This window comes from Micromonospora cremea (assembly GCF_900143515.1).
GTDB lineage: Bacteria > Actinomycetota > Actinomycetes > Mycobacteriales > Micromonosporaceae > Micromonospora > Micromonospora cremea.
In genome coordinates, this window is the sequence record NZ_FSQT01000002.1 from 3,720,434 (window position 1) to 3,745,316 (window position 24,883).

24 protein-coding genes are annotated in these 24,883 nt (G+C 73.8%); 16 read left to right on the plus strand and 8 right to left on the minus strand.

The genetic code is table 11. The features are described from left to right. Positions 1–25 precede the first annotated feature (25 nt). Entirely contained in the window at positions 26–3,685 is a 3,660-nt protein-coding gene (locus BUS84_RS30935; RefSeq protein ID WP_074317877.1) for a SpoIIE family protein phosphatase, read from the plus strand. A 60-nt stretch (positions 3,686–3,745) separates the two neighbouring features. Here BUS84_RS30935 and BUS84_RS30940 read toward each other — a convergent pair whose 3' ends face one another. After that, positions 3,746–4,060, minus strand: coding sequence for an STAS domain-containing protein (locus BUS84_RS30940; RefSeq protein WP_208869768.1), 315 nt, complete (start codon positions 4,058–4,060; stop codon positions 3,746–3,748). A 95-nt stretch (positions 4,061–4,155) separates the two neighbouring features. Between BUS84_RS30940 and map the strand changes: the two genes are divergently transcribed. Continuing rightward, positions 4,156–5,013: a type I methionyl aminopeptidase gene (map, locus tag BUS84_RS30945; RefSeq protein WP_074317881.1), complete on the plus strand. Its 858-nt coding sequence runs from the start codon at positions 4,156–4,158 to the stop codon at positions 5,011–5,013. Next, positions 5,010–5,723 carry a VIT1/CCC1 transporter family protein gene (locus BUS84_RS30950; RefSeq protein WP_074317882.1) on the plus strand — a complete coding sequence of 238 codons (714 nt, stop codon included), beginning with the start codon at positions 5,010–5,012 and terminating at the stop codon, positions 5,721–5,723. Before map ends, BUS84_RS30950 begins: the two co-directional genes overlap by 4 nt. A gap of 6 nt (positions 5,724–5,729) precedes the next feature. Here BUS84_RS30950 and BUS84_RS30955 read toward each other — a convergent pair whose 3' ends face one another. The 7 genes from BUS84_RS30955 to BUS84_RS30985 all read right to left on the minus strand — a co-directional run bounded on the left by BUS84_RS30955 (position 5,730) and on the right by BUS84_RS30985 (position 12,320). Beyond that, positions 5,730–6,467 (minus strand): hypothetical protein, encoded by a 738-nt coding sequence (locus BUS84_RS30955; RefSeq protein WP_074317884.1) that lies wholly within the window; start codon positions 6,465–6,467, stop codon positions 5,730–5,732. A 151-nt stretch (positions 6,468–6,618) separates the two neighbouring features. Continuing rightward, positions 6,619–7,119 (minus strand): nitroreductase/quinone reductase family protein, encoded by a 501-nt coding sequence (locus tag BUS84_RS30960; RefSeq protein WP_074319229.1) that lies wholly within the window; start codon positions 7,117–7,119, stop codon positions 6,619–6,621. 64 nt (positions 7,120–7,183) lie between these two features. Then, positions 7,184–9,976 (minus strand): FtsX-like permease family protein, encoded by a 2,793-nt coding sequence (locus BUS84_RS39165; protein WP_084757653.1) that lies wholly within the window; start codon positions 9,974–9,976, stop codon positions 7,184–7,186. Beyond that, entirely contained in the window at positions 9,973–10,707 is a 735-nt protein-coding gene (locus BUS84_RS30970) for an ABC transporter ATP-binding protein (protein ID WP_074317886.1), read from the minus strand. The genes BUS84_RS39165 and BUS84_RS30970 overlap by 4 nt, the downstream gene beginning before the upstream one ends. Continuing rightward, positions 10,704–11,306, minus strand: coding sequence for a PadR family transcriptional regulator (locus tag BUS84_RS30975; RefSeq protein WP_074317888.1), 603 nt, complete (start codon positions 11,304–11,306; stop codon positions 10,704–10,706). The genes BUS84_RS30970 and BUS84_RS30975 overlap by 4 nt, the downstream gene beginning before the upstream one ends. Before the next feature lie 52 nt (positions 11,307–11,358). Continuing rightward, a complete protein-coding gene (locus BUS84_RS30980; protein ID WP_074317889.1) occupies positions 11,359–11,796 on the minus strand; it encodes a ferritin-like domain-containing protein in 438 nt (145 codons plus the stop codon). Then, positions 11,793–12,320, minus strand: a complete 528-nt coding sequence (locus BUS84_RS30985) for a ferritin-like domain-containing protein (protein ID WP_244298782.1) — start codon at positions 12,318–12,320, stop codon at positions 11,793–11,795. The genes BUS84_RS30980 and BUS84_RS30985 overlap by 4 nt, the downstream gene beginning before the upstream one ends. A gap of 154 nt (positions 12,321–12,474) precedes the next feature. On the opposite strand from BUS84_RS30985, the gene rimP reads away from it, so the two are divergent. The 13 genes from rimP (at position 12,475) to rpsO (ending at position 24,792) form a co-directional block, all read left to right on the plus strand. Continuing rightward, entirely contained in the window at positions 12,475–13,161 is a 687-nt protein-coding gene (rimP, locus tag BUS84_RS30990; protein WP_074317891.1) for a ribosome maturation factor RimP, read from the plus strand. Continuing rightward, a complete protein-coding gene (nusA, locus tag BUS84_RS30995; RefSeq protein WP_074317892.1) occupies positions 13,158–14,201 on the plus strand; it encodes a transcription termination factor NusA in 1,044 nt (347 codons plus the stop codon). The genes rimP and nusA overlap by 4 nt, the downstream gene beginning before the upstream one ends. A 16-nt stretch (positions 14,202–14,217) precedes the next feature. Continuing rightward, positions 14,218–14,550 (plus strand): YlxR family protein, encoded by a 333-nt coding sequence (locus BUS84_RS31000; protein ID WP_074317894.1) that lies wholly within the window; start codon positions 14,218–14,220, stop codon positions 14,548–14,550. Positions 14,551–14,643: 93 nt separating this feature from the next. Beyond that, positions 14,644–17,667, plus strand: a complete 3,024-nt coding sequence (gene infB, locus BUS84_RS31005) for a translation initiation factor IF-2 (RefSeq protein ID WP_074317896.1) — start codon at positions 14,644–14,646, stop codon at positions 17,665–17,667. Between the two features lie 90 nt (positions 17,668–17,757). Then, positions 17,758–18,054 carry a DUF503 domain-containing protein gene (locus tag BUS84_RS31010; protein WP_074317898.1) on the plus strand — a complete coding sequence of 99 codons (297 nt, stop codon included), beginning with the start codon at positions 17,758–17,760 and terminating at the stop codon, positions 18,052–18,054. A gap of 126 nt (positions 18,055–18,180) precedes the next feature. Beyond that, positions 18,181–18,672 (plus strand): 30S ribosome-binding factor RbfA, encoded by a 492-nt coding sequence (gene rbfA / locus BUS84_RS31015; protein ID WP_074317901.1) that lies wholly within the window; start codon positions 18,181–18,183, stop codon positions 18,670–18,672. Continuing rightward, on the plus strand, positions 18,669–19,727 hold the full coding sequence (locus tag BUS84_RS31020; RefSeq protein WP_074317902.1) for a DHH family phosphoesterase: 1,059 nt from the start codon (positions 18,669–18,671) through the stop codon (positions 19,725–19,727). Before rbfA ends, BUS84_RS31020 begins: the two co-directional genes overlap by 4 nt. A gap of 126 nt (positions 19,728–19,853) precedes the next feature. Continuing rightward, complete coding sequence (locus tag BUS84_RS31025; RefSeq protein ID WP_074317904.1) at positions 19,854–20,261, plus strand: hypothetical protein; 408 nt, start codon at positions 19,854–19,856, stop codon at positions 20,259–20,261. Further along, positions 20,261–20,470, plus strand: a complete 210-nt coding sequence (locus BUS84_RS31030; RefSeq protein WP_208869951.1) for a DUF6186 family protein — start codon at positions 20,261–20,263, stop codon at positions 20,468–20,470. Before BUS84_RS31025 ends, BUS84_RS31030 begins: the two co-directional genes overlap by 1 nt. Positions 20,471–21,000: 530 nt before the next feature. Further along, complete coding sequence (locus BUS84_RS31035) at positions 21,001–22,332, plus strand: MATE family efflux transporter (protein WP_074319232.1); 1,332 nt, start codon at positions 21,001–21,003, stop codon at positions 22,330–22,332. 55 nt (positions 22,333–22,387) lie between these two features. After that, positions 22,388–23,272: a tRNA pseudouridine(55) synthase TruB gene (truB, locus tag BUS84_RS31040; RefSeq protein ID WP_074317909.1), complete on the plus strand. Its 885-nt coding sequence runs from the start codon at positions 22,388–22,390 to the stop codon at positions 23,270–23,272. 121 nt (positions 23,273–23,393) lie between these two features. Beyond that, entirely contained in the window at positions 23,394–24,323 is a 930-nt protein-coding gene (locus tag BUS84_RS31045) for a bifunctional riboflavin kinase/FAD synthetase (RefSeq protein WP_074317911.1), read from the plus strand. Between the two features lie 199 nt (positions 24,324–24,522). After that, the gene (rpsO, locus tag BUS84_RS31050) at positions 24,523–24,792 is read left to right on the plus strand and encodes a 30S ribosomal protein S15 (RefSeq protein WP_074317913.1); all 270 of its coding nucleotides are present in this window, start codon (positions 24,523–24,525) and stop codon (positions 24,790–24,792) included. Positions 24,793–24,883 lie beyond the last annotated feature (91 nt).

Here is a 24,883-nt window from a genome sequence, read left to right on the forward strand (position 1 = left end):
GGGCACGGCCGGAGCGGGAGGCTGTATGAGCTCGGGCCTGGGGGGCGCCGACGCGGAGGATCCCTTCGCGGTCGGCGCGGACCTCCCCCCGATGCTGGCGGCCGCGTTCGCGGCGGGCGGAGAGTTGGGTGAGCGGCTGAGCAACCTCGACTGGTCCTCGACACCGGTGGGGGCCCCGGGCAGCTGGCCGCCGGCGCTCTCCAACGCGGTCGGCATGATGCTCGCCTCCAGCGCGCAGATCGTCATGTTCTGGGGCGACGACCAGCTCGCCTTCTACAACGACGCCTACCGCGCCACGATCGGCGGCAAGCACCCCGGCGTGCTCGGTCAACCGGCGTCGCAGCACTGGGTGGAGACCTGGGAGGTGCTGGGCCCCCTGCTCGAGGGCGTACGGCACACCGGGCGCTCCTACCGGGGCGAGGACCACCCCTTCCTGCTGGACCGGCACGGCTTTCTCGAAGAGACCTACTTCGACGTCTCGTACGACCCGATCCGAGGCGCCGACGGCTCGGTCAACGGCGTCTACTGCATCGTCAACGAGACCACCGGCCGGGTTCTCGGCGAGCGTCGGCTGCGGGCGCTGGCCGAGCTGGGCGCCGAGCTGGCCGACGTGGGCAGCGCGGCCGAGCTCGGCCGGACCGTCGCCGAGGTCCTCGGTCGGCACCGGGCCGACGTACCGTTCGCGCTGATCTACCTGGCCGACGACGCCGGCCGGTTCACTCTGGCCGGCTCCGACGGCACCGGCCGGGACGCCGTCGACGTCGACCCCGAGGTGCTCTCCCGGGTGGCCGCCGAGGGCGTGCCCGTCACGATCGACGTTGCCGGGCTGCTCGACCCACCGCCGGCCGACGCGGCCGACCAGGCGCTCGTGCTGCCCGTCACGGCGACCAACGAGAGGGTCGGCGCGCTCGTCGTCGGCGTGGCCCGCCGGCTGCCCCTCAACGACGAGTACCGGAACTTCCTCGACCTGGTCGCCGCCCAGATCTCCCGGGCGGTGGGCAAGCAGCGGGCGTACGAGCATGAACGGGCCCGCGCCGCGGAGCTGGCCGCGCTGGACCGGGCGAAGACCAACTTCTTCGCCAACGTCAGCCACGAGTTCCGGACCCCGCTGACGCTGGTCCTCGGCCCGCTGGAGGACCTGCTGGCCGACCCGGTACTGCCCGCCGGCTACACCGACCGGCTCACCATGATGCACCGCAACGCGCTGCGCCTGCTCAAGCTGGTCAACACCGTGCTGGACTTCTCCCGGCTGGAGTCCGGTCGGCTGGCCGCCCACTACCAGCCCACCGACCTGGCCGGCTACACCGCCCGGCTGGCCAGCACCTTCCGCTCGGCCACCGACCGGACCGGGCTGCGACTGGTGGTGGACTGCCCGCCACTGCCGGCACCGGTCTTCATCGACCGGGACATGTGGGAGAAGATCGTCCTCAACCTGGTGTCGAACGCGCTCAAGTTCACCTTCGACGGCGACATCCGGGTCCGGGTCCGGGCCGTCGACGGCGCCGCCCGGCTGGAGGTGACCGACACCGGCGTGGGGATCGTGCCGGCCGAGCTGCCGCACGTCTTCGAGCGGTTCCACCGGGTGCCCGGAGTCCGCGCCCGGACCCACGAGGGCACCGGGATCGGCCTGGCGCTGGTCCGGGAGCTGGTGGAGATGCACGGCGGCGAGGTCGGGGTGACCAGTCAGATCGACGAGGGCAGCACGTTCACGGTGAGCATCCCGTTCGGATCGGCGCACCTGCCCGCCGACCGGGTGGCGCCATTCGCCCCCCTGCCGGAGGACGAGCCCGACCAGTCCCGGCTCTACGTGGCGGAGACCGCGCTGTGGACCGGCGCAGAGCCGACGCCCGAGTTCGGCAGCCAGCCGGCGGAGGTCGCCCCGGCCGGCCGGATCCTGGTCGTCGACGACAACGCGGACCTGCGTGAGCACGTCACCCGGTTACTCTCCCCGACCTGGGAAGTGGTCACCGCGAACGATGGCCTGGTGGCCCTGCCGCTGGCCCGTGAGGGTGGATTCGACCTTGTGCTCGCCGACGTGATGATGCCCCGGCTGGACGGGTTCGGCCTGGTCGGCACGCTGCGCGCGGACCCGCGTACCCGGCACGTGCCGATCGTGCTGCTCTCCGCCCGGGCGGGCTCCGCGGAGGCGGTCGCCGGCCTCTCCGCCGGCGCCGACGACTACCTCACCAAGCCCTTCTCCGGGCAGGAGCTGATCGCCCGGGTCCGGGCCAACGTCGAGCTGGGCCAGCTGCGTGGGCAGATCATCCGCCGGCTCCGGGCGCTGGCCGACGCCGCCGTGGCGGTGAACACCGCCCGGTCCACCGCCGAGGTGCTTCGGATCGCCGCCCGGCACGCGCTCAGCCTCGCCGAGGCCGCCCGGGTGGTGGTCACCGCGAGCGGGGCCCGGGCCGAGGCGGATGCCGGGGGTACTGCCGCCACCGATCCGTCCTTCGTGGCCGAGCTGACCGGCACCGCCGGCGAGCAGCTCGGCGAGTTGCGGGTCTGGCGGCCGCCCGGCGACGACGCGCGGGCCGACGAGGCCGCACTGACCCAGCTGGCCCGGCTGGTCGGGGTGCGGCTGGAGAACGCCCAGCTCTACGAGACCGAGCACCGCGTCGCCACCACGCTGCAGCACAGCCTGCTGCCCCGGTCGTTGCCCCAGCTGCCCGGCGCGGTGGTGGCCAGCCGCTACCTGCCCGGCACCACCGATGTCGAGGTCGGTGGCGACTGGTACGACGTGATCGCGCTGGAGGGCGACGAGCTGGTGCTGGTCATCGGTGACGTCGTCGGCAAGGGGGTCCGGGCCGCGGCGGCGATGGGACAGCTGCGCAACGCGCTGCGGGCGTACGTCCTGGAGGGCTTCGACCCGGGTGAGTCGCTGACCCGGCTCAACCGGCTCGTCACGTCCACCGAGGGTCGCTCCTTCGCGACCGTGGTCTGCCTGCTGTTCAGCTCGCGTACCGGCCGGCTGCGGTACGCCAGCGCCGGCCACCCGTCCCCCCTGCTGATCCGCGGCGACGACGCGGCGTTCCTGCACGACCGTGCGCTCGGCCCACCGGTCGGCGCCATCCCCGACACGACGTACCGGGCGGTCGAGGGGGAGCTGCCCGTCGGCAGCCGGCTGCTGCTCTACACCGACGGGCTGATCGAGGACCGTCAGCTCGGCATCGACGATGCGCTGGCCCAGCTGCGCGTCGACGCGGCCATCCCCGGTGAGCACGTGGAGGACCTGATCGACGCGGTGGTCGAGCGGGTCGCCGGGCGGCCGCGCCGCGACGACGTGGCGGTGCTCGCCCTGGAGGCGGCCGAGCTGAACCGTTTCGCGTTGCGGCTGCCGGCGGACCCGACCCGGCTGAGCGTGCTGCGCAAGCGCCTGGAGGATTTCCTGGTCGCGCACGGGGTCGGCGAGACGGACCTGTTCGACCTGACCGTGGCGATCTCCGAGGCCGCCGCGAACGCCATCGAGCACCCGGTCCTGCCCGCCGAGCCGATGATCAGCGTGGAGGTGGCGATCGAGGACCGCACGGTGACCGCCACGGTGCGCGACAGCGGGCAGTGGCGGGAGTCGACCGGCTCCGGGTTCCGGGGGCGCGGGCTGGCTCTGATCAAGGCGTTGGGTGACCTGTCGGTGCGGCGTACCGACGAGGGCACCGAGGTCACGTTGCGCCGGCAGTTGCAGGCCTGAGCACGCGCGGCGGTCGCCGCGTACCGCGGGTGCCCACAGAGGGTGCGGAGCGCGGGCCTCTCAGGCCGGGCTCAGCCAGCTCTGGTCGCCCAGGCCGGAGATGTCCAGCACCCGACGGACCTGCCGGGACGGCAGCACGGTGAGTGTGCCGGGAAACTGCTGGGCGAGCCGGACCAGGGCGTGGATGGCGGCCGAGTCGAAGAAGGTGACCGCGCTCAGGTCGAGGGTGATCCGCGCGGCGGGCTCACGCAGCGCGGTCTGGAGCATGGTGTCGGCGGTCGACATGTCGACCTCGCCGGCCACCACCACCCGGAGGTGGTCACCGTCGGTCTCCGCGCTGGCGGAGAAGACGGGTGGTGCTCCTCCTTGATCCACGCAGACACCATGGCACAGCGGACCTGGCAGGGCAACAACCGGTCCGGACCGGCCGTGGCGCGGGTCACCAGCGGGTCCGGCGATAGGCTTGTGGCATGACCGTCCGTCCGCCGCTGACCCCAGGCACGCTCTCCCCGATGCGACCCGTGCCGGCCCACATTCCCCGACCGGAGTACGTGGGCAAGAAGCGTCCCCAGGAGTGGCGCGGCTCGCACGTGCAGACGCCGGAGACCATCGAGAAGATGCGGATCGCCAGCCGGCTGGCCGCCCAGGCGACCCAGCTCGCCGGTGAGCACTGCAAGCCGGGCGTGACCACCGACGAGATCGACCGGGTGGTGCACGAGTTCCTCTGCGACCACGACGCGTACCCGTCGACGCTCGGCTACAAGGGCTTCCCCAAGTCCTGCTGCACCAGCCTCAACGAGGTCATCTGCCACGGCATCCCGGACTCCACCGTCCTGAAGGACGGCGACATCATCAACGTCGACGTGACCGCGTACATCGGTGGGGTGCACGGCGACACCGACGCCACGTTCTGCGTCGGCGAGGTCAGCGAGGAGGCCCGGCTGCTGGTCGAGCGGACCCACGAGGCGATGATGCGCGGCATCCGCGCGGTCGCCCCGGGCCGGCAGATCAACGTGGTGGGCCGGGTCATCGAGTCGTACGCCAAGCGGTTCGGCTACGGCGTGGTCCGCGACTTCACCGGCCACGGCATCGGCGAGTCCTTCCACAGCGGGCTCTACGTGCCGCACTACGACAGCCCACGGCCCACCGACATCATGGAGCCGGGGATGACGTTCACCATCGAGCCGATGATCACGCTGGGCACCTACCAGTACGACATGTGGGACGACGGGTGGACCGTGGTCACCAAGGACCGGAAGTGGACGGCGCAGTTCGAGCACACCATCGTGGTGACCGACGACGGCCACGAGATCCTGACCCTGCCGTGACCGACACCCCGGCGGCGCTGCGCGAGGCGCACCACGCGGACGTCTCCGGCGGCTGGCTGCGCCCGGCCGTCTTCGGCGCGATGGACGGGCTGGTCACCAACATCGCCCTGATCGCCGGGGTCGGCGGCGGCGGGGTCTCGCCGCGCAGCATCGTGCTGACCGGCTCCGCCGGTCTGGTGGCCGGCGCGATCTCGATGGGGCTCGGCGAGTACACGAGCGTGCGCTCGGCCAACGAGCAGGTCGCCGCCGAGGTGGCCAAGGAACGGCGGGAGCTGGAGCGGCACCCCGAGGCGGAGGCCCGCGAGCTGGCCGACGCGTGGGTGGCCCGCGGCCTGCCGCGGGATTTGGCCACCCAGGTCGCGGAAGCGGTGCGGCGCGACCCGGAGGAGGCCCTGCGGGTGCACGTCCGTGAGGAGTTGGGCGTCGACCCCGACGACCAGCCCAGCCCGTGGACGGCCGCGATCTCCTCGTTCCTGTTCTTCTCGGTGGGCGCGCTGGTGCCGCTGCTGACGTACCTGTTCGGGGCCACCGAGCTGTGGCTGGCGCTCGCCGTCGGTGGGCTCGGGCTGTTCGCCGCCGGAGCGGTGGTGGCCCGGTTCACCAACCGGCCCTGGTGGACCAGCGGGTTGCGCCAGCTGGTGCTGGGCGCCGCGGCGGCCGCCGCCACCTACCTGATCGGCTCGCTGATCGGCGTGCAGGGCGGGCTGTGACGCCGGTCAGCCGGTGAGCAGCTCGTCGACCGTGCCGTCGACCGGGCGGCCACGGGCGGTGAGCTCCTCGGCCTGCCGGGCCAGCACCAACCCCACCTCGGTCATGTCCGCGCCGGCCAGCCCGGTGCGTCGCACCGCGTCCCCCGGGTCACGAAAGTAGGTGCGGCTCAGCAGCCCCGTCACCGTGGCCGCGGCCAGCCGTGCCTCGCCGAGCATCAGCAGCGCCTGATCCGTCTCGTACCACTCGGCCAACCGGGCGGCCCGGGCATGCGCCGCGCTGCCCCGGTACCAGGCCTGCCGGGCGGCGGTGCTGAACTCCGCCGGCCGGGCCCGGGCCAGCCGACCGAGGTGCTCGTCGCGCAGCGTCGGCAGCCAGCCGGTCGGGTCGTGCAGCGCCCGGGTGGTGACGTACCGGTCGGCGGTCAGCGGCCACAGGGGGGAGAGCACCCGGGCCTGCCCGAGGTAGTCATCGGCGGCGGCCACGGTCAGGTCGACCAGCACCCCGTCCACCCGCCGCGTCGCCGGTGCCGGGCCGGTGCCGGGCCGGTAGGTGACCACCAGCATGCCCACCTCGCGGTCTCCGCCGCCGTCGTCGTCGCCGTGCGCCAGCGGCCCGTGCACCGCGACCGCGAGCACATCGGCCGGGAAACGCCGCCGGGTAGCCGCGGCGACCTGCTCCGCCACCGTCCACCGTCGATCGTCGAGGCCCCGGTCGACACCGGCCTGCTCGCTCCTCGCGCTCACCGGGCCACCTTCGTTCGCGACTGCGGGGCTCGCAACACCGGCTCACTCCTCGCGCTCACCGGGCCACCTTCGTTCGCGACTGCGGGGCCCGCAACACCGGCTCACTCCTCGCGCTCACCGGACCACCCCCGCCTCGTGACTGAGCGTCAGCCTAGCCAGCCGGTGGCGGGCCGGCCGGCGCGCCGCGCCCGGTCGGCACCAGCCGGAAGATGCGAATCTCCCGGCCGCCGGCCCGCTGCACATACGTGCGGTACGCCGGCCACTCGGTCACCAGGAGCTGCCACAGCCGGTCCCGTTCCGCGCCGGTGGCCGGCTCGGCCCGTACCGGCACCCGACGTCCCTTCACGTCCACCTCGGCGGCCGGCTCGGCGAGCAGGTTCATCGCCCAGCCGGGCTGGTGGGTCTGCCCCCAGTTGGAGCCGATCACCACGTACGCGTCGCCGTCCGGCACGTAGAGCAGGGGATTGCTGCGCGGCCTGCCGGAGCGGCGGCCGGTCGTGGTGATCACCAGGGACGGGATCAGACCGAGCGCGACCACCCGGCCCCGGGTGAGCCGGCCGACGATCCGGTCGGCCGGCACCAGCAGGCGGGCGGCGGCGCCGAACCAGCGGTGGTGACCGACTCGACGGGTGAGGGTTCCCAGCACTGACACGCCGACAGTCTGCCGGCTGCCGCGCCCCGGCGGCACCCCCGAATGCCCCGCCGGAGAGCCCTGGTCAGTCCAGCCGCCGCTCGATCGGCAGCCGGGCGCGGGTGAACAGGCCCGCGCCGAGCATCGCCACCACCGGCACCAGCACCAGGACGCCGAGCGCCGGCCAGGGCACCAGGAACGGGTACGGCTCGCGCACCGGCCAGGCGGTGGCGTACTGCCGGTTGACCGAGAGCAGCACGATCGCGGCGGTGCCCAGCCCGGCCACGATGCCGAGCACCGAGCCGAGGCCGGCGATGATCCCGGCCTGGCAGATCGCCAGCAGCCGGCGTACCCCCGGGGCCGCGCCGACCGCCGCGAGGGTGGACAGCTCGGCGCGCCCCTCGGCGGCGGCGAGCGCGGTGGCTATCCCGGCCGCGCCCACCGTGATCAGCCCGGCCGCCGCCGCGAGCAACAGGAGCAGCGGTGAGTTGTCGCGTGGCGCGGCCCCCTCCTCCACGCTCAACGAGAATGTCCCCAACGACTGCAGGGCGGCGGTGAAGCGCTCCTGCTGGTGCACGTCCGGCGGGCTCGGGGTGCCTATCACCCAGCCGCTCGGGGACCAGCTCAGGCCGAGGTCTCGGGCCGCGCTCGGGGACAGCAGCAGGCTGGGCTGGCCGACCGTCGGGCTCAGCGCGTACGCGGGCACGTCGCCGGTGGTGACGATCGGCCCGTCCGACCCGCTCTCCACCTGGTTGACCTTCACGGTCACCCGGCCGTCGTGGAGATAGCGTCGGTCGGTCACCACGGCGCCCCCGGCGCGCAGCACCGCGGTGGCGGCGGCGGTCTCCGCCGGATCCGCGCCGATGAGGAGCGGCAGCGCGCTGCCGTCGTCCACCAGTGTCTGCACGTAGCTGCCGTAGTAGTCCCCGACCGGGACCACGCAGCGCGGGTCCGCCCGGGCCTGCCGGCGCTCCGCCTCGGAGAGGCCGTCCCCGGGTCGCCAGGGGCAGGCCCGCTCCGGTGGTAGCTCCGGCTCGACGAAGCAGTAGCCGCCGGGGGTGGCCGCCGGTTGGCAGGCCGCGGCGTGCAGCGGGGCCACCGCCTCGGCGTCGAGCTGCGCCCGGGCCGCCGTGGTGACCTGGGCCAGCGTGGGCGCGGGTTCCCGGGTCGACTCCGACGGGCTGACCAGCACGTGACCGGTCGGCAGGATCGGCTGGTAGGCGCGCGCTTCGCGGGCCCCGTTGCTGGCCAGGTACCCGCCGAGCGCGACGCTGCTGGCCACCGCCGCCATCACGGCGCAGATCGCCGGCGCGGCGGCGGCCCGGTTGCGGCTGGCGTCGCGCAGCGCGATCCGGGGCGCCAACGGCAGCACCCGGCCGAGGCGGGCCAGCGCGCCGATCAGGGTGGGCGTGCAGCAGACCAGGCCCAGTTCGCCGAGGATCAGGCCGGTCAGGATCACCGCCGGCGAGGTCTGGGTGGCCCCGAACGCCGCGAGCGCCGCCCCGCCGATCACCAGCGTCAGGCCGAGGACCAGCCACCGCGTCCGGGGCGGGGGCGGTGTGCGTCGCCCGGCGAGCCCGGCGATGACGTCCTGCCGGGCGGCGGTCCAGGCCGGTGCGAGCGCGGCGAGCACCCCGGCCAGCACGGCGACCCCACCGAGCAGGACCAGCGCCGACGGCCAGCAGCGGTACCCACCGAAGCGGGCGCCGAAGACGTACTGCTCGATCAGCGGGCGGCCGGCGAACGCGGCGCCGACGCCGAGCAGCAGGCCGGCGGCGGCGCCCAGCACACCCAGCACCACGCCGTCGGCGAGCACGACCCGACGAAGTTGGGCGGCGTCCCCTCCGGCCACCGCGACCAGCGCGAGGTCACGTCGCCGACGGCGGACGCCGACCGCGAAGGCCGGTCCGACCAGCAGCACGACCTCCAGCAGCCCGAGGCCGGCGATCAGCACGCCGGTGCTCAGGTCGGCCGCGTCGGCCGGACCGATGAGCCCGGGCCAGCGCCGGGACGGTTGCGCCGCCGGGCCGCTGGGGTGCCGAGGGGTGACCAGCACGCCGCGCTCGTTGAGCCGGGACACCAGCGCCGCGTCGACGCTGCCGGGCACGTCCACCAGCCAGGTGCTGCTCGGCTCCGGATCGGTGCGTGGCACGGCAGCGGGGTGCAGCGCCACCACCGGGCCGAGATTGTCGGGGAATTCGACCACCCCGACCACGGTGTACGCCCTGGTCCCGTCGGCGGTCGCCACGGCCCCACCGAGGCGCAGGTCCAGGCGCCGGAGCGCTGCCGGGCTCACCGCGACCTCGCCGGGCTGCAGCGGCGCCCGTCCGGCCCGGAACCGCACCAGCCCCCGGGCCAACGGGTCGGTGAGGTCCAGCACCCGTCCTTGCACGTTCTCGTCGCGCTCTGGTCCGTGCACCGCCAGCGGGAGTGGGGCGCGCACCTCGGTGACCCGGCTGCCCGGGCGGAGCAGCGCGGTCACCTCGGAGGCGGTCGCCAGCCGACGGCCCGACGCGTGGTCACCCTCCCGGGAATACCAGGTGTCGCCCCACTCGTCCTGTCCGATCGGGGTGTCGGCGAGCCAGCGAAGCTCCGCGTCGGCGACACCGAGCCGGCGGTCGATCCGCTCCTGCGGGGTCAGCTCGGCCATGTCGTAGCTGGCCGCCAGGAAGGCCAGCACCAGCACCGGCAGGGCGATCATCGCGAGCACCAGGACGGTTCGCCGGCGGGTCCGGCGCGACTCGCGCCGGGCGATCCGCAGCGCCGCCCGCCAGGAGCCGACCAGCTCGGCCAACCGCCGTCGGCCCGGTGGCGCGACCGGCGGGGCCGCCGGGGCGTCGGCGCGGCCGGGGGCCCGCAGCGCCCGGCGGATCGTCACCGGCCGCTGCCGGACAGCAGTTGCTCGACGCTGCCCAGCGGCGCGGTCGTGTCGACCAGCACCCCGTCGCGCAGGAACACCACCCGGTCGGCCCAGCCGGCGTGTCGCGCCTCGTGGGTGACCAGGACGCCGGCGGCGCCCGCGTCGACCCGGCGGCGCAGCAGGTGCAGCACGGCCTCGCCGGTCTGCGAGTCCAATGCCCCGGTCGGCTCGTCGGCGAGCACCAGTCGCCGCTCGCCGACCAGCGCGCGGGCGATGGCCACCCGCTGCTGCTGGCCGCCGGAGAGCTGGTCGGGGAACCGGTCGCCCAGCGCCGGCAGGCCCACCTCGGCCAGCGCGGCCAGGGCCGCGGCGCGGGCCCGGCGCCCGCCGGTGCCGTCGAGCTCCAGCGGGAGCGCGACGTTCTCCAGCGCGCTCAGGCTGCCCAGCAGGTTGAGCTGCTGGAAGATGTAGCCGATCCGGCGGCGGCGCAGCTGGGCCAGCCCTCTGCGGTCCAAAGCCCCCAACGGCTGCCCCTCGACCCGGACCTCGCCGCCGGTCGGGCGGTCCAGCCCGCCGGCGAGGGCCAGCAGCGTCGACTTGCCGGAGCCGGACGGACCCATCACGGCGACCAGCTCACCGGGCCGGACGACGAGGCTGACGCCGCGCAGGGCGTGCACCGCCGCGGGGCCGGCCCCGTGGGTGCGGTGGACGGCGCGTAGCTCCAGCACCGCGTCGTCCGCTCCGCTCACCGTCGCGCCTCCTCGTCGGCCCACCGCGCCGCGTCGGACGCCCCGGCGTCGCCCGGTCTGGGCAAGGGTGCCCCGGGGGCCGCGGGTTGGTGCCGCACCAGACTGGTCTCGCAGTGGTCCAGCCAGCGCACCTCCGCCTCGGCCTGGAACACCATCGAGTCCAGCACCAGCCGCCAGGGCAGGTCCTCCGGCCGGTCGCTGCCGTACTTCAACCGGGTCAACTCCTGCAACGCCCGCATCGTCGCGCTGCGCTGGGCCTGGACCACCGAGCGGACGTCCACGCCGGGGGTCGTCAGCGCCAGCGCCAGCTTGATCGCCAGTTCGTCACGGGGACGGTCGGTACGGCTGACCGGGGTGGCGAACCACAGCGCCAGGTCCGCCCGGCCGGCGTCGGTGATCTCGTACGGTCGTTGCCCGGCCTCGCTCTCCGGCAACGGGCGCACCAGACCGTCCCGCTCCAGGCGGGACAGCGTGGTGTAGACCTGCCCGATGTTCAGCGGCCAGGTCGAGCCGGTCGACTCCTCGAACGCGGCGCGAAGCTGGTAGCCGTACATCTGGCCGCGTTCGAGCAGGGCGAGCAACCCGTGACGGATGGACATGGCAACGGAGTATGCATACCTGGTATGCGCTCCGCAACCGCGGCGAACCCGTTCAGGCCGGGCGGCCGGGAAACGCGACAGTCGGCGGGGTGAGTCCGGCGGCCTTTCGCCACCTCGTGGCGCGCACGGCGTACTCGACCAGGGCGGCCAGCGCCTGGTCCCGGTCGGCGCCGGTGGTGGAGGCCAACGCGGCCCGCCAGTGCGCCGCCGTGCGCTCCTCCACCTCGACGGCCAGGCGCAACGCGCTCGCCCGGTCGGTGACCGGAAACGGCAGCGCGTACCCGGCCCGGTCCGCCGGCACCGTGCTGCCGGCGGTGCTGAGCTGCACCACCAGCGCGTCACGGCGGCGTCGGTGGGTGGCCTCCGCCTGGTGCGCGGCGTCCCGGGCCGCCCCGGTGAGCCGGACGCCGATCCGCCCGTAGGCGTAGATGGCCGCGTACTCGGCGGAGAGGGCGGCGGCGAGCGCCTCTGCGGCGGACGGCTGCCTCACTTCAGTGCCTCCTGGTGGGTGGCCCGGGCGGCGGCGATCGACCCGAGCAGCGCCGCCCGTTCCGCCGGGGCGGAGGCGCAGGCGACGGTGGCGGACCGCTGGCCGGTCTTCTCCAGCGTCCGCAGGGCGGTCAGCGCGCCGGCCGGGTCGGTCGCCGGGGCGATGGTCGGGTCCGCGGCGGGCGCCGACGGCACCGCTACCCCGATCACCCGGGCCAGCTCGGTGGCGTGCGCGGTGTGCGCCTCGGCGATGGGGCCGAGCCGGTCGGCCAGCTCCGGGTGCGCCGCGGCGCTCGCCCGGTGCGCCGCGGCCAGCGCGAGCGACTCGTCGACCATCGGCCGCAGCGGGTCCGGTGGCGGCGCCGGCTCGTCGTCACGGTCGAAAAGATCACAGCCGGTCAGCGGCGCCGCTGCGCCGCCGAGCGCCAGCAGCGCCCCGGCACGCAGGAGCTTTCGCCGGGAATGCCCGGATGCCTGGTCGCGCTGTGTCGTTCTGCCGATCCCCACCGGGCAAGTCAACACCATCCGCGCCGCTCCGGGGGCCACTGGCGTCGGTGCGCCGCCCGGCCCGCCGACGGGCAGGCGCGTTACGCTCTGCGCAGCCACCGGCGCGTCCGCTCCGGTGGCGTGCCGGCATGGCGGGACGAGCGGGACCGTCGACCAGGGAAAGGGTGCGGAGATGACGCAGCGTGGCCGTGCCACCAGGTCGACAGGTCGACCCCGCGACGGCGCGGGTCCCCGCGGTGGTGATCTCGCCGCGCGGCGTACCCGGTTGCGGGCTGTGATCGAGCCGGTGGTCAACGGCGTCGGCTACGACCTGGAGGACCTCTCGGTCTCCCGGGCCGGCCGGCGGCACGTGGTGCGGGTGATCGTGGACGCCGACGGCGGGATCGACCTGGACGCCGTCGCGGACGTCTCCCGCGCCGTCTCGGCCGCGCTGGACGCTGCCGAGGAGACCGGCGGCGACATCGTCGCCGGGGAGTACCAGCTGGAGGTCAGCTCGCCGGGAGTGGACCGGCCGCTCACCCTTCCCCGGCACTGGCGGCGCAACGTGGGGCGGCTGGTCAAGGTCACCGTCCGGGGCGCGGCCGCGCTGCCCGGCCAGCGCGGCGAGCAGCCCGCCGGTGACCGTCAGCTGACCGGCCGGGTGGTCGGCGCCGACGACGACGGCGTGCAGTTGGAGACCGACGACGGCCGCTCCACCTGGGCGTACGCCCAGCTGGGGCCGGGCCGGGTGCAGGTCGAGTTCACCAGGCTCGCCGAGCTGGGCGAATCGGACGAACTCGACGACGCGGACGAGACCGACGAGATCGACGATTCAGACGACATCGACGACGAAGATGATGTGGAGGACGAGGAGAGGTGAACATCGACCTCGCGGCGCTGCGCGCACTCGAGCGCGAGCGGGAGATCCCGTTCGACACGATTCTCGCGGCGATCGAGACCGCGTTGCTGACCGCCTACCGGCACACCGACGGTGCCGAGTCGCACGCCCGGGTGGAGATCGACCGTAAGTCCGGCGCCGCCCTGGTGTACGCGCAGGAGATGGACGAGGACGGCACCCTGGTGCGGGAGTGGGACGACACCCCCCACGACTTCGGCCGGATCGCCGCCATGACCGCCAAGCAGGTGATCCTCCAGCGGCTGCGGGAGGCCACCGACGAGGTGCACTTCGGCGAGTACGTCGGCCGCGAGGGCGACCTGGTCACCGGCGTGGTGCAGGCGCACGAGACGCGGACCGAGAAGGGCATCGTCAGCGTCGACCTGGGCAAGCTGGAGGGCGTGCTGCCGCAGTCCGAGCAGGTGCCCGGCGAGCGGTACGCGCACGGCGAGCGGATCCGCTGCGTGGTGGTGCACGTGGCCAAGGGCATGCGCGGGCCGCAGATCACCCTGTCCCGGTCGCACCCGGCGCTGGTCAAGAAGCTGTTCGCGCTGGAGGTGCCGGAGATCGCCGACGGCACGGTGGAGATCGGCGCGATCGCCCGTGAGGCAGGTCACCGTACGAAGATCGCCGTACGCTCCACCACCCCCGGGGTGAACGCCAAGGGCGCCTGTATCGGCCCGATGGGCCAGCGGGTGCGCGCGGTGATGAGCGAGCTGCACGGTGAGAAGATCGACATTATCGACTGGTCGGACGACCCGGCCACCTTCGTCGGCAACGCGTTGTCGCCGGCCAAGGCGCTGCGGGTCGAGGTGGTGGACCTGGCCGCCCGGGCCGCCCGGGTGACCGTTCCGGACTTCCAACTCTCCCTCGCCATCGGGCGGGAAGGGCAGAATGCCCGCCTCGCGGCCCGATTGACCGGTTGGCGGATCGACATTCGGTCCGACGCGGAGCAGACCAGTCCGGCTGCGCGGGGCGCGGCTGATCACGTGCCGGAACCGGGCGGCGCGATCTCGGGCAGCTAGGGGTAGACTTCCTCCAGTGGTACGACGCGCGCAGCCGGAGCGCACCTGTGTGGGTTGCCGGCAACGTGCGCCGGCCAGCGAATTGCTGCGGATCGTCGCGGTCAGGGGCGAGGCTGGTTACAGCCTCCAGCCTGATCCGCTCCGCAGGCTGCCGGGTCGGGGAGCGAACATGCACCCGGATCCGGCCTGCTTCGCGCTGGCGGTGCGGCGCCGCGCCTTCGGGCGTGCGCTGCGCATCACCGAGGTCCTTGACCACGGTGTGCTGGCGGAGCACGTCGATGCGCCAACCACTACGTCCGGTCAGCCCGACCGGGCGAGGGTCGCTAGCAGGGTAGGACGACCGACATGAGCACACGATGAAGTCCCTGAAATGACCAGGCTTCAAGTGCACGAGTGAGGTCGCTGCGGGTGCTGCCCGCACGACCTCGGAGTGAGGAGTGCAGTGGCAGGCAAGGCCCGCGTACACGAGCTTGCAAAAGAGCTCGGGGTCGAGAGTAAGACCGTTCTCGCCAAGCTGAAGGAAATGGGCGAGTTCGTGAAGTCCGCGTCCAGCACCGTCGAGGCGCCCGTCGCCCGGCGGCTGCGTAACGCATTCGTCGCGTCCGCCGGTACTCCGGCGCCGGCCGCCCCGTCGGCGCCCGCGCCGGCGCCGGCTTCGACCCCGACCCCGACGCCGTCCCCGACCCCGGGCGCGCCTCGGGTCTCGGCCAAGCCGATGCCGCCTCGGCGGCCGGCCGCGCCGGCCCCGGGTCCGAAGCCGAAGGGTCCGGTGCCTGGCGCGCCGCAGCCGGCGGCCCCGGCTCCGGTCGCCAAGCCGGCGAGTGCCCACGACATCGAGGTGGCGGCCGCGGAGGCGCGTGCCGCCGCGCTGAAGGCTGAGCAGGAGGCCGCGGTCAAGGCCGCGCAGGCCGCCCGTCAGCAGCAGCGGGACAACGTCCGCCGGGAGCCTCCGGCCGACGGCAACCGCCCCGGCCCCGGCCCTCGGCCGGGTCCCACGGCGATGCCGCCCCGTCCCGGTTCGCCGGCCGCCCGTCCGGGCACGCCGGCTCCCGGTCCGGGTGCCCGGCCGGGCGGTCGCCCGCCGGCGCGCGGCGCCGGTAACAACCCGTTCGGTATCCAGGGTGGCCAGCAGCGGCCGCCGGCCGCCGGCGCGGGTGGACCGCGGCCCAGCACCCCGGCGGGCATGCCGCCGCGGCCGAGCCCGGCTTCCATGCCGCCGCGGCCCAGCCCGGCGTCCATGCCGAGCCAGCGTCCGGCTGCCGGTCGCCCCGGCCCCGGTGGCGGCGCAGGCCGTCCCGGTGGTGGCGCAGGTCGTCCCGGTGGCGGTGGCGGTGGTTTCCGTGGCGGTCCCGGCGGTGGCGCCGGTGGCGGTGGCGGTTACCGCGGCGGCCCCGGTGGCGGCGCAGGTGCCGGCGGTGGCGGTGGCTACCGTGGCGGCCCCGGCGGCGGTGGCGGTGCTCCCGGTGGCGGTTTCCGTCCGGGTGCTCCGGCCGGTGGTGGCGGTCGTCCGGGTGCGGGCGGTCGTGGCCGTGGCGGTGGCGCCGCGGGTGCCTTCGGGCGTCCGGGTGGCCGGCCGACGCGCGGTCGCAAGTCCAAGAAGCAGCGCAGACAGGAGTTCGACAACCTGTCGGCCCCGACCATGAGCTCGGGTGCTCCCCGGGGTCAGGGTCAGGTCGTCCGGCTCTCCCGTGGCGCTTCGCTGTCGGACTTCGCCGACAAGATCAACGCCAACCCGGGTTCGCTGGTCCAGGAGATGTTCAACCTGGGCGAGATGGTCACCGCGACCCAGTCCTGCTCTGACGACACCCTGCAGCTGCTGGGTGAGCACCTCGGATTCGACATCCAGATCGTCAGCCCGGAGGACGAGGACCGCGAGCTGCTCGCGCAGTTCAACATCGACCTCGACGCGGAGGTGGCCGAGGAGCGTCTGGTCAGCCGTGCGCCGGTCGTGACCGTCATGGGTCACGTCGACCACGGTAAGACCAAGCTGCTCGACGCGATCCGCAAGGCGAACGTCGTGGCCGGCGAGGCCGGTGGCATCACCCAGCACATCGGTGCCTACCAGGTCCACGTGCCGCACGACGGCGTGGACCGCGCGGTGACCTTCATCGACACCCCGGGTCACGAGGCGTTCACCGCCATGCGTGCTCGTGGTGCGCAGGTGACGGACATCGTGATCCTGGTGGTCGCGGCCGACGACGGCGTGATGCCGCAGACGATCGAGGCGTTGAACCACGCCAAGGCGGCCGACGTGCCGATCGTGGTCGCGGTCAACAAGGTCGACAAGCCGGAGGCCAACCCGGACAAGGTTCGCCAGCAGCTGACCGAGTACGGCCTGGTCGCCGAGGAGTACGGCGGCGAGACCATGTTCGTCAACGTGGCCGCGAAGCCGGGCATCGGCATCGAGGAGCTGCTCGAGGCTGTCCTGCTGACCGCCGACGCGTCGCTGGAGCTGACCGCTCCGATCGACGGGCCGGCGCAGGGTGTGGCCATCGAGGCGCACCTGGACAAGGGCCGCGGTGCGGTGGCGACGGTGCTGGTGCAGAAGGGCACCCTGCGGGCGGGCGACTCGATCGTCGCCGGTGGGGCGCACGGCCGGGTCCGGGCCATGCTCGACGAGAACGGCAACCAGGTCGCCGAGGCCGGGCCGGCGCGTCCGGTCATGGTCCTGGGTCTGACCGCGCCGCCCGGCGCGGGTGACACGTTCCTCGCCGCGGCGGACGACCGTACGGTGCGGCAGATCGCCGAGCAGCGCCAGGCGCGGCGGCGGGCGGCGGCATTCGCCAACTCCCGTGGTCGGGCCACCCTCGAGACGCTCATGGAGCAGCTCAAGGAGGGCGAGAAGACGTCGCTCAACCTCATCCTCAAGGGCGATGGCTCCGGTTCGGTGGAGGCCCTGGAGGACGCGCTGTTCAGCCTCGACATTCCCGAGGAGGTCCAGCTCAAGGTCCTCGACCGGGGCGTCGGCGCGATCACCGAGAGCAACGTCATGCTCGCGAGCGCCTCGTCCGAGCCGGTCACGATCATCGGCTTCAACGTGCGGGCCTCGAACAAGGTCCGTGAGATAGCCGACCGCGAGGGCGTGGAGATCCGGTACTACACCGTCATCTACCAGGCCATCGAGGAGATCGAGGCTGCGCTCAAGGGCCTGCTCAAGCCGGAGTACGAGGAGGTCGAGCTGGGCAGCGCGGAGATCCGCGACGTCTTCCGCTCGTCCAAGATCGGCAACATCTCCGGTTGTATCGTCCGGTCGGGCATCATCCGGCGCAACGCGAAGGCGCGCCTGCTTCGGGACGGGACGGTCGTGGCGGACAACCTCACGATCACCTCGCTCAAGCGGTTCAAGGACGACGCCACGGAGGTCCGCGAGGGCTTCGAGTGTGGTCTGACCCTGGGTGGTTACAACAACGTCCAGGTCGGCGACATCATCGAGACCTTCGAGATGCGGGAGAAGGTTCGCGCCTGATCCGGCGGTGACACGCTGATCAAGGGGTTTACGCCGAATGGCGTAAACCCCTTGATCATGCGGGGCGGGTTGGCGGTATCGTCCGGGGCGATGTTCACCGGAACCGCGGTCTTCGACCTGCTGCTGCCGGGCGACTCCCGGTCGCTCAAAGCCAAGAGATCATATGTACGGCCGATCGTGGCGGCGCTGCGCCGCTTCGAGGTGTCGGCCGCCGAGGTGGGAGCGCTCGACCTGCACGGTCGAGCGCAGATAGCGGTGGCCGTGGTGGCCGCCGAGGCGGCGCACGTCCGCGAGGTGCTGGACTCCTGCGAGCGCCTGGTGGCCGGTCGCCCCGAAGCCGAGCTGCTGTCGGTCCGGCGCCGGTTGTACGGCGCGGAGGACGACTGACCAGGGTGCCGGCGGTGCCGGGCGACCCGGCCGGTCGCGAAGGTAATGTTCGAGATGTTGGCCGGTCGGCCGGCGGCCCGCGGGTCGCCGCGTCGGCCGGGAGCAGGACGCCGTGGAGGTGGCGAGATGTCTGATCCGGCCAAGGTACGCCGGCACGCGGAACGGGTGCGTGAGCTGGTCGCGTCGGTGGTGCGGAGCCAGATCAAGGACCCGCGGCTCGGCATGATCACCATCACCGACGCCCGGATCACCGCGGACCTGCGCGACGCGACGGTCTTCTACACGGTGCTCGGGGACGCGGTGGCCCAGGCGGACACGGCGGCGGCGCTGGAGAGCGCCAAGGGGCTGCTGCGCAGCACCGTCGGCAAGGCGCTCGGGCTGCGGCACTCGCCGACGCTCACCTTCGTCCTGGACGACGTGCAGGACCAGGTCAAGCACATCGACGACCTGCTCGCCGCGGCCCGCAACGCGGACGCCGAGGTGCAGCGGCTCGCCGCTCAGGCGAAGTACGCGGGCGAGGCGCAGCCGTACCGGGTCGACGAGGACACCGACGAGACCGCCGAGACTGCCGAGGGCGCCGAGGTCCCGGAGAACCCCCGGGGTGGGGAAGCGCGGTGACCGGCACCGCCGGCCCCCAGCTCGCCACGGCGGTCGGTGCCGGCCCCACCCAGGCGGACTGGGCGGCGGCCGAGGCGCTGGTGCGCGCCCTTCCGCCGACCGGCCGGGTGCTGCTGATCTGTCACGTCAACCCGGACGGCGACGCGCTGGGCAGCATGCTCGGCTTCGGCCTGGGCCTGCGTCAGCTCGGCGTACGCCACCTGCAGGCGACCTTTCCCGGGCCGCCGGAGGTGCCTGAGCCGTTCCGGGGGATGCCGGGCCTGGACCTGCTGGTCCCGGCCAGCGCCGCGGATTCCGACCCGGACCTGGTGATCTGCTTCGACGCGGCGGGCGAGTCGCGCCTCGGTGAGCTGGTCGGGCGGCTGTCGTCCGCGCGCGCCGCGCTGGTGCTCGATCACCACGCCTCGAACAGCGGCTTCGGCACGGTCAACCTGGTCGACCCGGCCGCCGCGGCGACCTCCGTGGTGGCCGATCAGCTGCTGGCCCGGCTCGGTGTGCGGCTGGACCGGGCCATCGCGGAGTGCCTCTACGTGGCGCTGACCACGGACACGGGCTCGTTCCGGTTCGAGGCGACCACCCCGGCGGTGCACCAGCTGGCCGCCCGGCTGCTGGCCACCGGCATCTCACCCGGTGACATCTCCCGGCGGGTCTTCGACACCCGCCCCTTCGGCGCCGTCCGGCTCTTCGGCGAGGTGCTGGGCCGGGCCCGGCTGGAGCCGGCCGAGGCGGACGGTCGGGGTCTGGTGTGGACCTTCGCCACCCTAGACGACCTGGCCCGGCACGACCAGCGGCCGTACGTGCTGGAGGCGTTGATCGACTCGGTGCGGTGCACCGCCGAGGCGGACGTGAGCTGCGTGCTGAAGCAGACCAGGCCCGGCGAGTGGGCCGTGTCGATGCGCAGCAAGGGCGCGGTCGACGTCAGCCGGGTGGCGGTCGCGCTGGGCGGTGGCGGCCACAGGTTCGCGGCCGGGTTCACCGGCCGGGGCACCGTCGAGCAGGTGGTCGAGGCGATCCGCGGCCAGTTGGACGCGGCGCTGATCCGCCCCGGCGGCTGACCGGCCCCGCGCTGTCGTACGGGGTGGAAACGCCAGCCAGCTACCGCCCGGCGAGAGGCAAGATCAGGGTCAACTCCGGGGAGTGTTGGTCTTCCCGCGTTCGGTGAGACCGGGAAGAATTGCGGGATGGAGCAGCCGCACGACCTCACCGTGGAGGCCCCCCGCGCCTGGGACCGGCCTGCCGTCTCCGTACCGGTCCTCGTCTGCCTGTCGCTCGTCGGTGGCCGGTTCGCGTCATTCTCCACCGAGGCCAACCTGTACACCCTCGGCACCGGCGGGGTGCTGATCTGGCTCGGTCTGAGCAACCGGGTGCCCCGTCGCCCGGCGCCGCGCCGGCTGGGCGCGGGCGCGGCCTGGTGGGCGCTGCCGGTGGTGGTCTTCGGGGTCTTCGAAGGCGCCACCTTCGTGCTGGCGGTGGGTGACGAGTTCCCCACCTTCTCCCGGCTGGCCGATCCCCTGCTGGAGGATCATCTGACCCGCTCGGCAGTCTGGTTCGCCTGGCTGGCCGCGTTCTGGGGGTTGGTGCGCCGATGATGCGGGTGCTCGCGATCGGCGGCTTCCTCACCGCACTGGCCCTCTTCGGCATGGTCGAGTGGTTGGCCCGGCGGGAGGGCTCCCGGATCCCCACCCTGGGCGAGGTCTGCGCGTACGTGATGCGCTACGAGGTCGGCCCGGTGCCGGTGGGCCGGATCGGTCTGTTCGGCTTCTGGTGGTGGCTGGGCTGGCACTTCCTGGCCCGCTGAGCCGGCTCCCGGGCTGTCCAGATGGCGGGAACCGTGAGCAGTATGTGGACCTGAACGATAGCTTGGGAGACGGCCGGCACCGCGTTGCGGTGCAGGTCGCGGGTGGTGGTGCCACACCTCGTGCCGCCTCCCTCCAGGGTCGGACCGACCCGGGCTCATGCCGCCCAGCCGGCTGCTCCGGTAACCCCGGACCGCCGTGGGGCGCTCAGCACGACCGCCCGTGAGGGCCGCCGCGTGCCGGTGGCTCGCACCCTGGAAGGAGCGCCACCATGCCGAACAAGCCCAAGCCGGAGACCACCGACGACGCCCGCGAGCAGGCCCGCCGCGCGCTGCAGACGTCGATGGACACCCGTCAGTGACCCGACCCGTCCGGCGGTGACGCCGCCGACGGCCTCCGTCCACGGCGTCACCGCCCCACCGGCCTCGTCCCGCCCGCGCCGGGCCACCCACTGATCCCGCACCGCCGCACGGGTAGCCCCGCCGGTCATCGTTGGTAAGTGCTGGCCAACCTTGCGATCCTTACCGAGCTCATGACAGGATCGCCGGCGATGGACACCAGCACGCTTGCCGCGTCCCCCCGCCGGATCGCCGGCCTCGCCCTGCCCGCCCTCGTGGTGCTGGCCGCCGAACCGCTCTACGTGCTGGTCGACACGGCCGTGGTCGGTCACCTCGGCCGGGTGCCGCTGGCCGCGCTCGCCGTGGGCGGCACGGTCATGACGCTCACCGCGTGGCTCGGCACCGTGGTCGCGTACGGCACCACCGGGCGTTCGGCCCGCCGCTTCGGCGCCGGCGACCGGGCGGCGGCGGTGGCCGAGGGGGTCCAGTCATCCTGGCTGGCGTTCGGTGTCGGGCTGCTGGTCGCCGTCGGCATGCAGCTCGGCGGAGGCGCGCTGGCACGTACCCTCGCCGGAGGTGGCGGTGAGGTGGCCGACGCCGCCGCGCAGTGGCTGCGCATCGCGGCGCTCGGCGCCCCCGGCCTGCTGCTCGCCGCCGCCGGCAACGGCTGGCTGCGCGGCGTGCAGGACACCCGCCGCCCGTTGGTCTTCGTGCTCGGCCCCAACCTGCTCTCCGCACTGCTCTGCCCGCTGCTGGTCTACCCCGCCGGGCTCGGCCTGGTGGGTTCCGCCGTGGCCAACGTGATCGCGCAGACGCTCGCCGGGGTGCTCTTCGCCGCGGCGCTGGTCGCCGAGCGGGTGTCGCTGCGCCCCCGGCCCCGGCTGATCCGCCAGCAGTTGGTGCTCAGCCGGGACCTGCTGATCCGGGGCGTGGCGTTCCAGGCCAGCTTCCTCTCCGCGACCGCCGTCGCCGCCCGCTTCGGCGCCGCCGCCGTCGGCGCCCACCAGATCGCGCTCCAGCTCTGGTTCTTCACCGCGCTGGTGCTCGACGCGCTGGCCATCGCCGCGCAGTCCCTGGTGGGCGCCGCGCTCGGGGCCGGCGACGAGGCGGGCGCACGGGCGCTGGCCCGCCGGATCGCACTGTTCGGCGGTATCTGCGGCGTCGGCTTCGCGCTGCTCATCGCCGCCGGCGCCGGCGTCGTTCCGTCGTGGTTCAGCTCCGACCCGGGGGTACGCGAGCAGGCCATGGTGGCCTGGCCCTGGTTCGTGGCCATGCAGCCGCTGGCCGGGGTGGTGTTCGCACTCGACGGCGTGCTCATCGGCGCCGGCGACGTGCGTTACCTGCGCAATCTCACCATCGTGGCGGCGCTCGGCGGCTTCCTGCCGGCCATCTGGCTGGCGTACGGGCTGGACCTGGGGCTGGGGGGCATCTGGGCCGGTCTCACCCTGTTCGTGGTGATCCGGCTGGTCGCCCTGCTGCTGCGAATGCGCACCGGCGCCTGGGCCGTCGTCGGCGCCGTTCGCTGAGGCGGGGCCTGCCCACACACTCCGGCGTCCGGGGCGTCTGGCAGGCTTGGCCGACGTGAGCACCGATGGTCTGATCGTGGTCGACAAATCCGGCGGCATGACGTCGCACGACGTGGTGGCGCGGATCCGCCGGCTGGCGAAGACGCGGCGGGTCGGACACGGCGGCACGCTCGACCCGATGGCCACAGGCGTGCTGGTGATCGGTGTGGGCCGGGCCACCCGGCTGCTGACGTACGTGATCGGCGCGGGCAAGAGCTACACCGGCACCATCCGGCTCGGCCAGGCCACCGTCACCGACGACGCCGAGGGCGACGTGATCGCCACCACCCCGGCCGGTCAGGTCACGGACGACGCGATCCGGGGCGCGCTGACCGCGTTGACCGGGGAGATCGACCAGGTGCCGAGTGCGGTCAGCGCCATCAAGATCGACGGGCAGCGGGCGTACAAGCGGGTGCGCGACGGGGAGAGCGTCGAGCTGCCGGCGCGGCGGGTCACCATCTCCCGCCTTGAGGTGCTGGCGATCCGCCGCACCGAGCCGGACGTGGTGGACGTGGACATCGACGTCACCTGCTCCTCCGGGACGTACATCCGGGCCATCGCCCGGGACGCGGGCCTGGCGCTCGGCGTCGGTGGGCATCTGACCGCGTTGCGCCGGACCGCGGTGGGCGGCTTCACCCTCGCCGAGGCGGCCACCCTCGACGAGCTGGAGCAGCGCGCGCCGGACGTGGTCAACCTGCCGCTCGACGCGGCGGCCGACCGGTTCTTTACACGCCGGGAGGCCACGCCCGACGAGGCGCGGGTGCTCGCCCACGGCGGGCCGCTGGACCCGGCCGGCCTCGCCGGGCCGTACGCCGTCTTCGGGCCGTCCGGCGGGCTGATCGCTATCGTCAGCGAGCGGGACGGGCGGGCCCGGGCGGAGATCGTGCTCGCCCCGGCGTGACGGCGGGCGCTGGTGCGCCGGCCCGCGCCCGGCGGCGCGGATCCGCCGGCGAGCGTTGACAAGGGGCCCTTCCTACGCACGAGGCGTTGAGAAGGGGCCCTTCCTTACGGAGAGGAGCGGCATGCAGCGGTGGCGTGGGTACGACGCGGCGCCCGGCGGGTGGGGGCGTTCGGTCGTCACCATCGGCGTCTTCGACGGCGTGCACAAGGGGCACCAGGCGACCATCGGGCACGCCGTGACCCGGGCCCGGGAGCTGGGCGTGCAGTCGGTCGTGGTCACCTTCGACCCGCACCCGGCCGAGGTGGTCCGCCCCGGCTCGCATCCGGCGGTGCTCACCGAGCCGGCCCGCAAGGCTGAGCTGATCGAGGCGCTCGGCGTGGACGTGCTCTGCGTGGTGCCGTTCACCCCGGAGTTCTCCCGGTTGCCCGCCGAGCAGTTCGTGCACGACGTCCTGGTCGAGCATCTGCACGCGGCCCTGGTGGTGGTCGGCAGCAACTTCCGCTTCGGGCACCGGGCGGCCGGCGACGTGGCGCTGCTGGAGACGCTGGGCCGCACCTTCGGCTTCGGCGTGGAGGGCGGCCCACTGGTCGCCGAGGACGGCACCGTCTTCTCCTCCACGTACATCCGCTCCTGCGTTGACGCGGGCGACGTGGGCGCGGCGGCGGCCGCTCTGGGTCGCCCGCACCGGCTGGAGGGCGTGGTGGTCCGTGGTGACCAGCGTGGGCGGGAGCTGGGCTTCCCCACCGCCAACCTGCTCTGCCACCGGTACGCGGCGGTGCCCGCCGACGGGGTGTACGCGGCCCGGCTGATCCGCCGCGGGCAGCGCGAGCCGCTGATGGCGGCGGTGTCGGTGGGCACCAACCCGACCTTCTCCGGCCGGGAGCGGCGGGTGGAGGCGTACGCGCTGGACTTCGACGGCGACCTCTACGGCGAGCGCCTGGCCCTGGACTTCGTGGCGCACCTGCGGGGGCAGATCCGGTACGACTCGATCGAGCCGTTGATCGCCCAGATGAAACAGGACGTCGAGCGCACGCGGCGCGCTTTGGGCTGATCGTCCCGGGCCAGGCAGCCCTCGCCGAGGCCCTTGACCGGGTGCTAGGGGCGAGTGCTGGTAGTCTGGCGGAAACGTCGGGTGACCGGCGTGGGGCCTCGCGTGCCTGCTCGACGCCGCGGGTGCGAGGTACCGGTCCGTTCCCGGTCCATCGGGACGACGGACACCTACTTGATCAACCCACTGAAACAGGGAGAACATGGCGCTCGACCAGGAAGCCAAGGCCACGATCCGCGCGGAGTACGCGACCGCCGAGGGCGACACCGGTTCGCCGGAGGTCCAGGTCGCGGTCCTCACCAAGCGGATCGCTGAGCTGACCGAGCACCTGAAGGTGCACAAGCACGACCACCACAGCCGCCGTGGGCTGCTGCTGCTGGTCGGCCGGCGCCGTCGGCTGCTCAACTACGTCCAGAAGAAGGACATTGCCCGCTACCGGTCGCTCATCGAGCGGCTCGGCCTGCGCCGGTGACGTGACGGGGGAGTGGCCGACCGGCCGCTCCCCCGATCGGCGTCCCACCTGAAGAACACGGGCCGCGCGACCACCCGACAGGGAGCCGGTC

What these genes read in the sequence shown, in the direction of transcription:
- BUS84_RS30935 (WP_074317877.1), top strand. Translation starts at nt 26, where the DNA reads ATGAGCTCGGGCCTGGGGGGCGCCGACGCGGAGGATCCCTTCGCGGTC.
- map (WP_074317881.1), top strand. Translation starts at nt 4,156, where the DNA reads ATGACCGTCCGTCCGCCGCTGACCCCAGGCACGCTCTCCCCGATGCGA.
- BUS84_RS30975 (WP_074317888.1), bottom strand. Translation starts at nt 11,306, where the DNA reads ATGTCCATCCGTCACGGGTTGCTCGCCCTGCTCGAACGCGGCCAGATG.
- BUS84_RS30985 (WP_244298782.1), bottom strand. Translation starts at nt 12,320, where the DNA reads ATGGTGTTGACTTGCCCGGTGGGGATCGGCAGAACGACACAGCGCGAC.
- rimP (WP_074317891.1), top strand. Translation starts at nt 12,475, where the DNA reads ATGACGCAGCGTGGCCGTGCCACCAGGTCGACAGGTCGACCCCGCGAC.
- BUS84_RS31010 (WP_074317898.1), top strand. Translation starts at nt 17,758, where the DNA reads ATGTTCACCGGAACCGCGGTCTTCGACCTGCTGCTGCCGGGCGACTCC.
- rbfA (WP_074317901.1), top strand. Translation starts at nt 18,181, where the DNA reads ATGTCTGATCCGGCCAAGGTACGCCGGCACGCGGAACGGGTGCGTGAG.
- BUS84_RS31025 (WP_074317904.1), top strand. Translation starts at nt 19,854, where the DNA reads ATGGAGCAGCCGCACGACCTCACCGTGGAGGCCCCCCGCGCCTGGGAC.
- BUS84_RS31030 (WP_208869951.1), top strand. Translation starts at nt 20,261, where the DNA reads ATGCGGGTGCTCGCGATCGGCGGCTTCCTCACCGCACTGGCCCTCTTC.
- BUS84_RS31035 (WP_074319232.1), top strand. Translation starts at nt 21,001, where the DNA reads ATGACAGGATCGCCGGCGATGGACACCAGCACGCTTGCCGCGTCCCCC.
- BUS84_RS31045 (WP_074317911.1), top strand. Translation starts at nt 23,394, where the DNA reads ATGCAGCGGTGGCGTGGGTACGACGCGGCGCCCGGCGGGTGGGGGCGT.
- rpsO (WP_074317913.1), top strand. Translation starts at nt 24,523, where the DNA reads ATGGCGCTCGACCAGGAAGCCAAGGCCACGATCCGCGCGGAGTACGCG.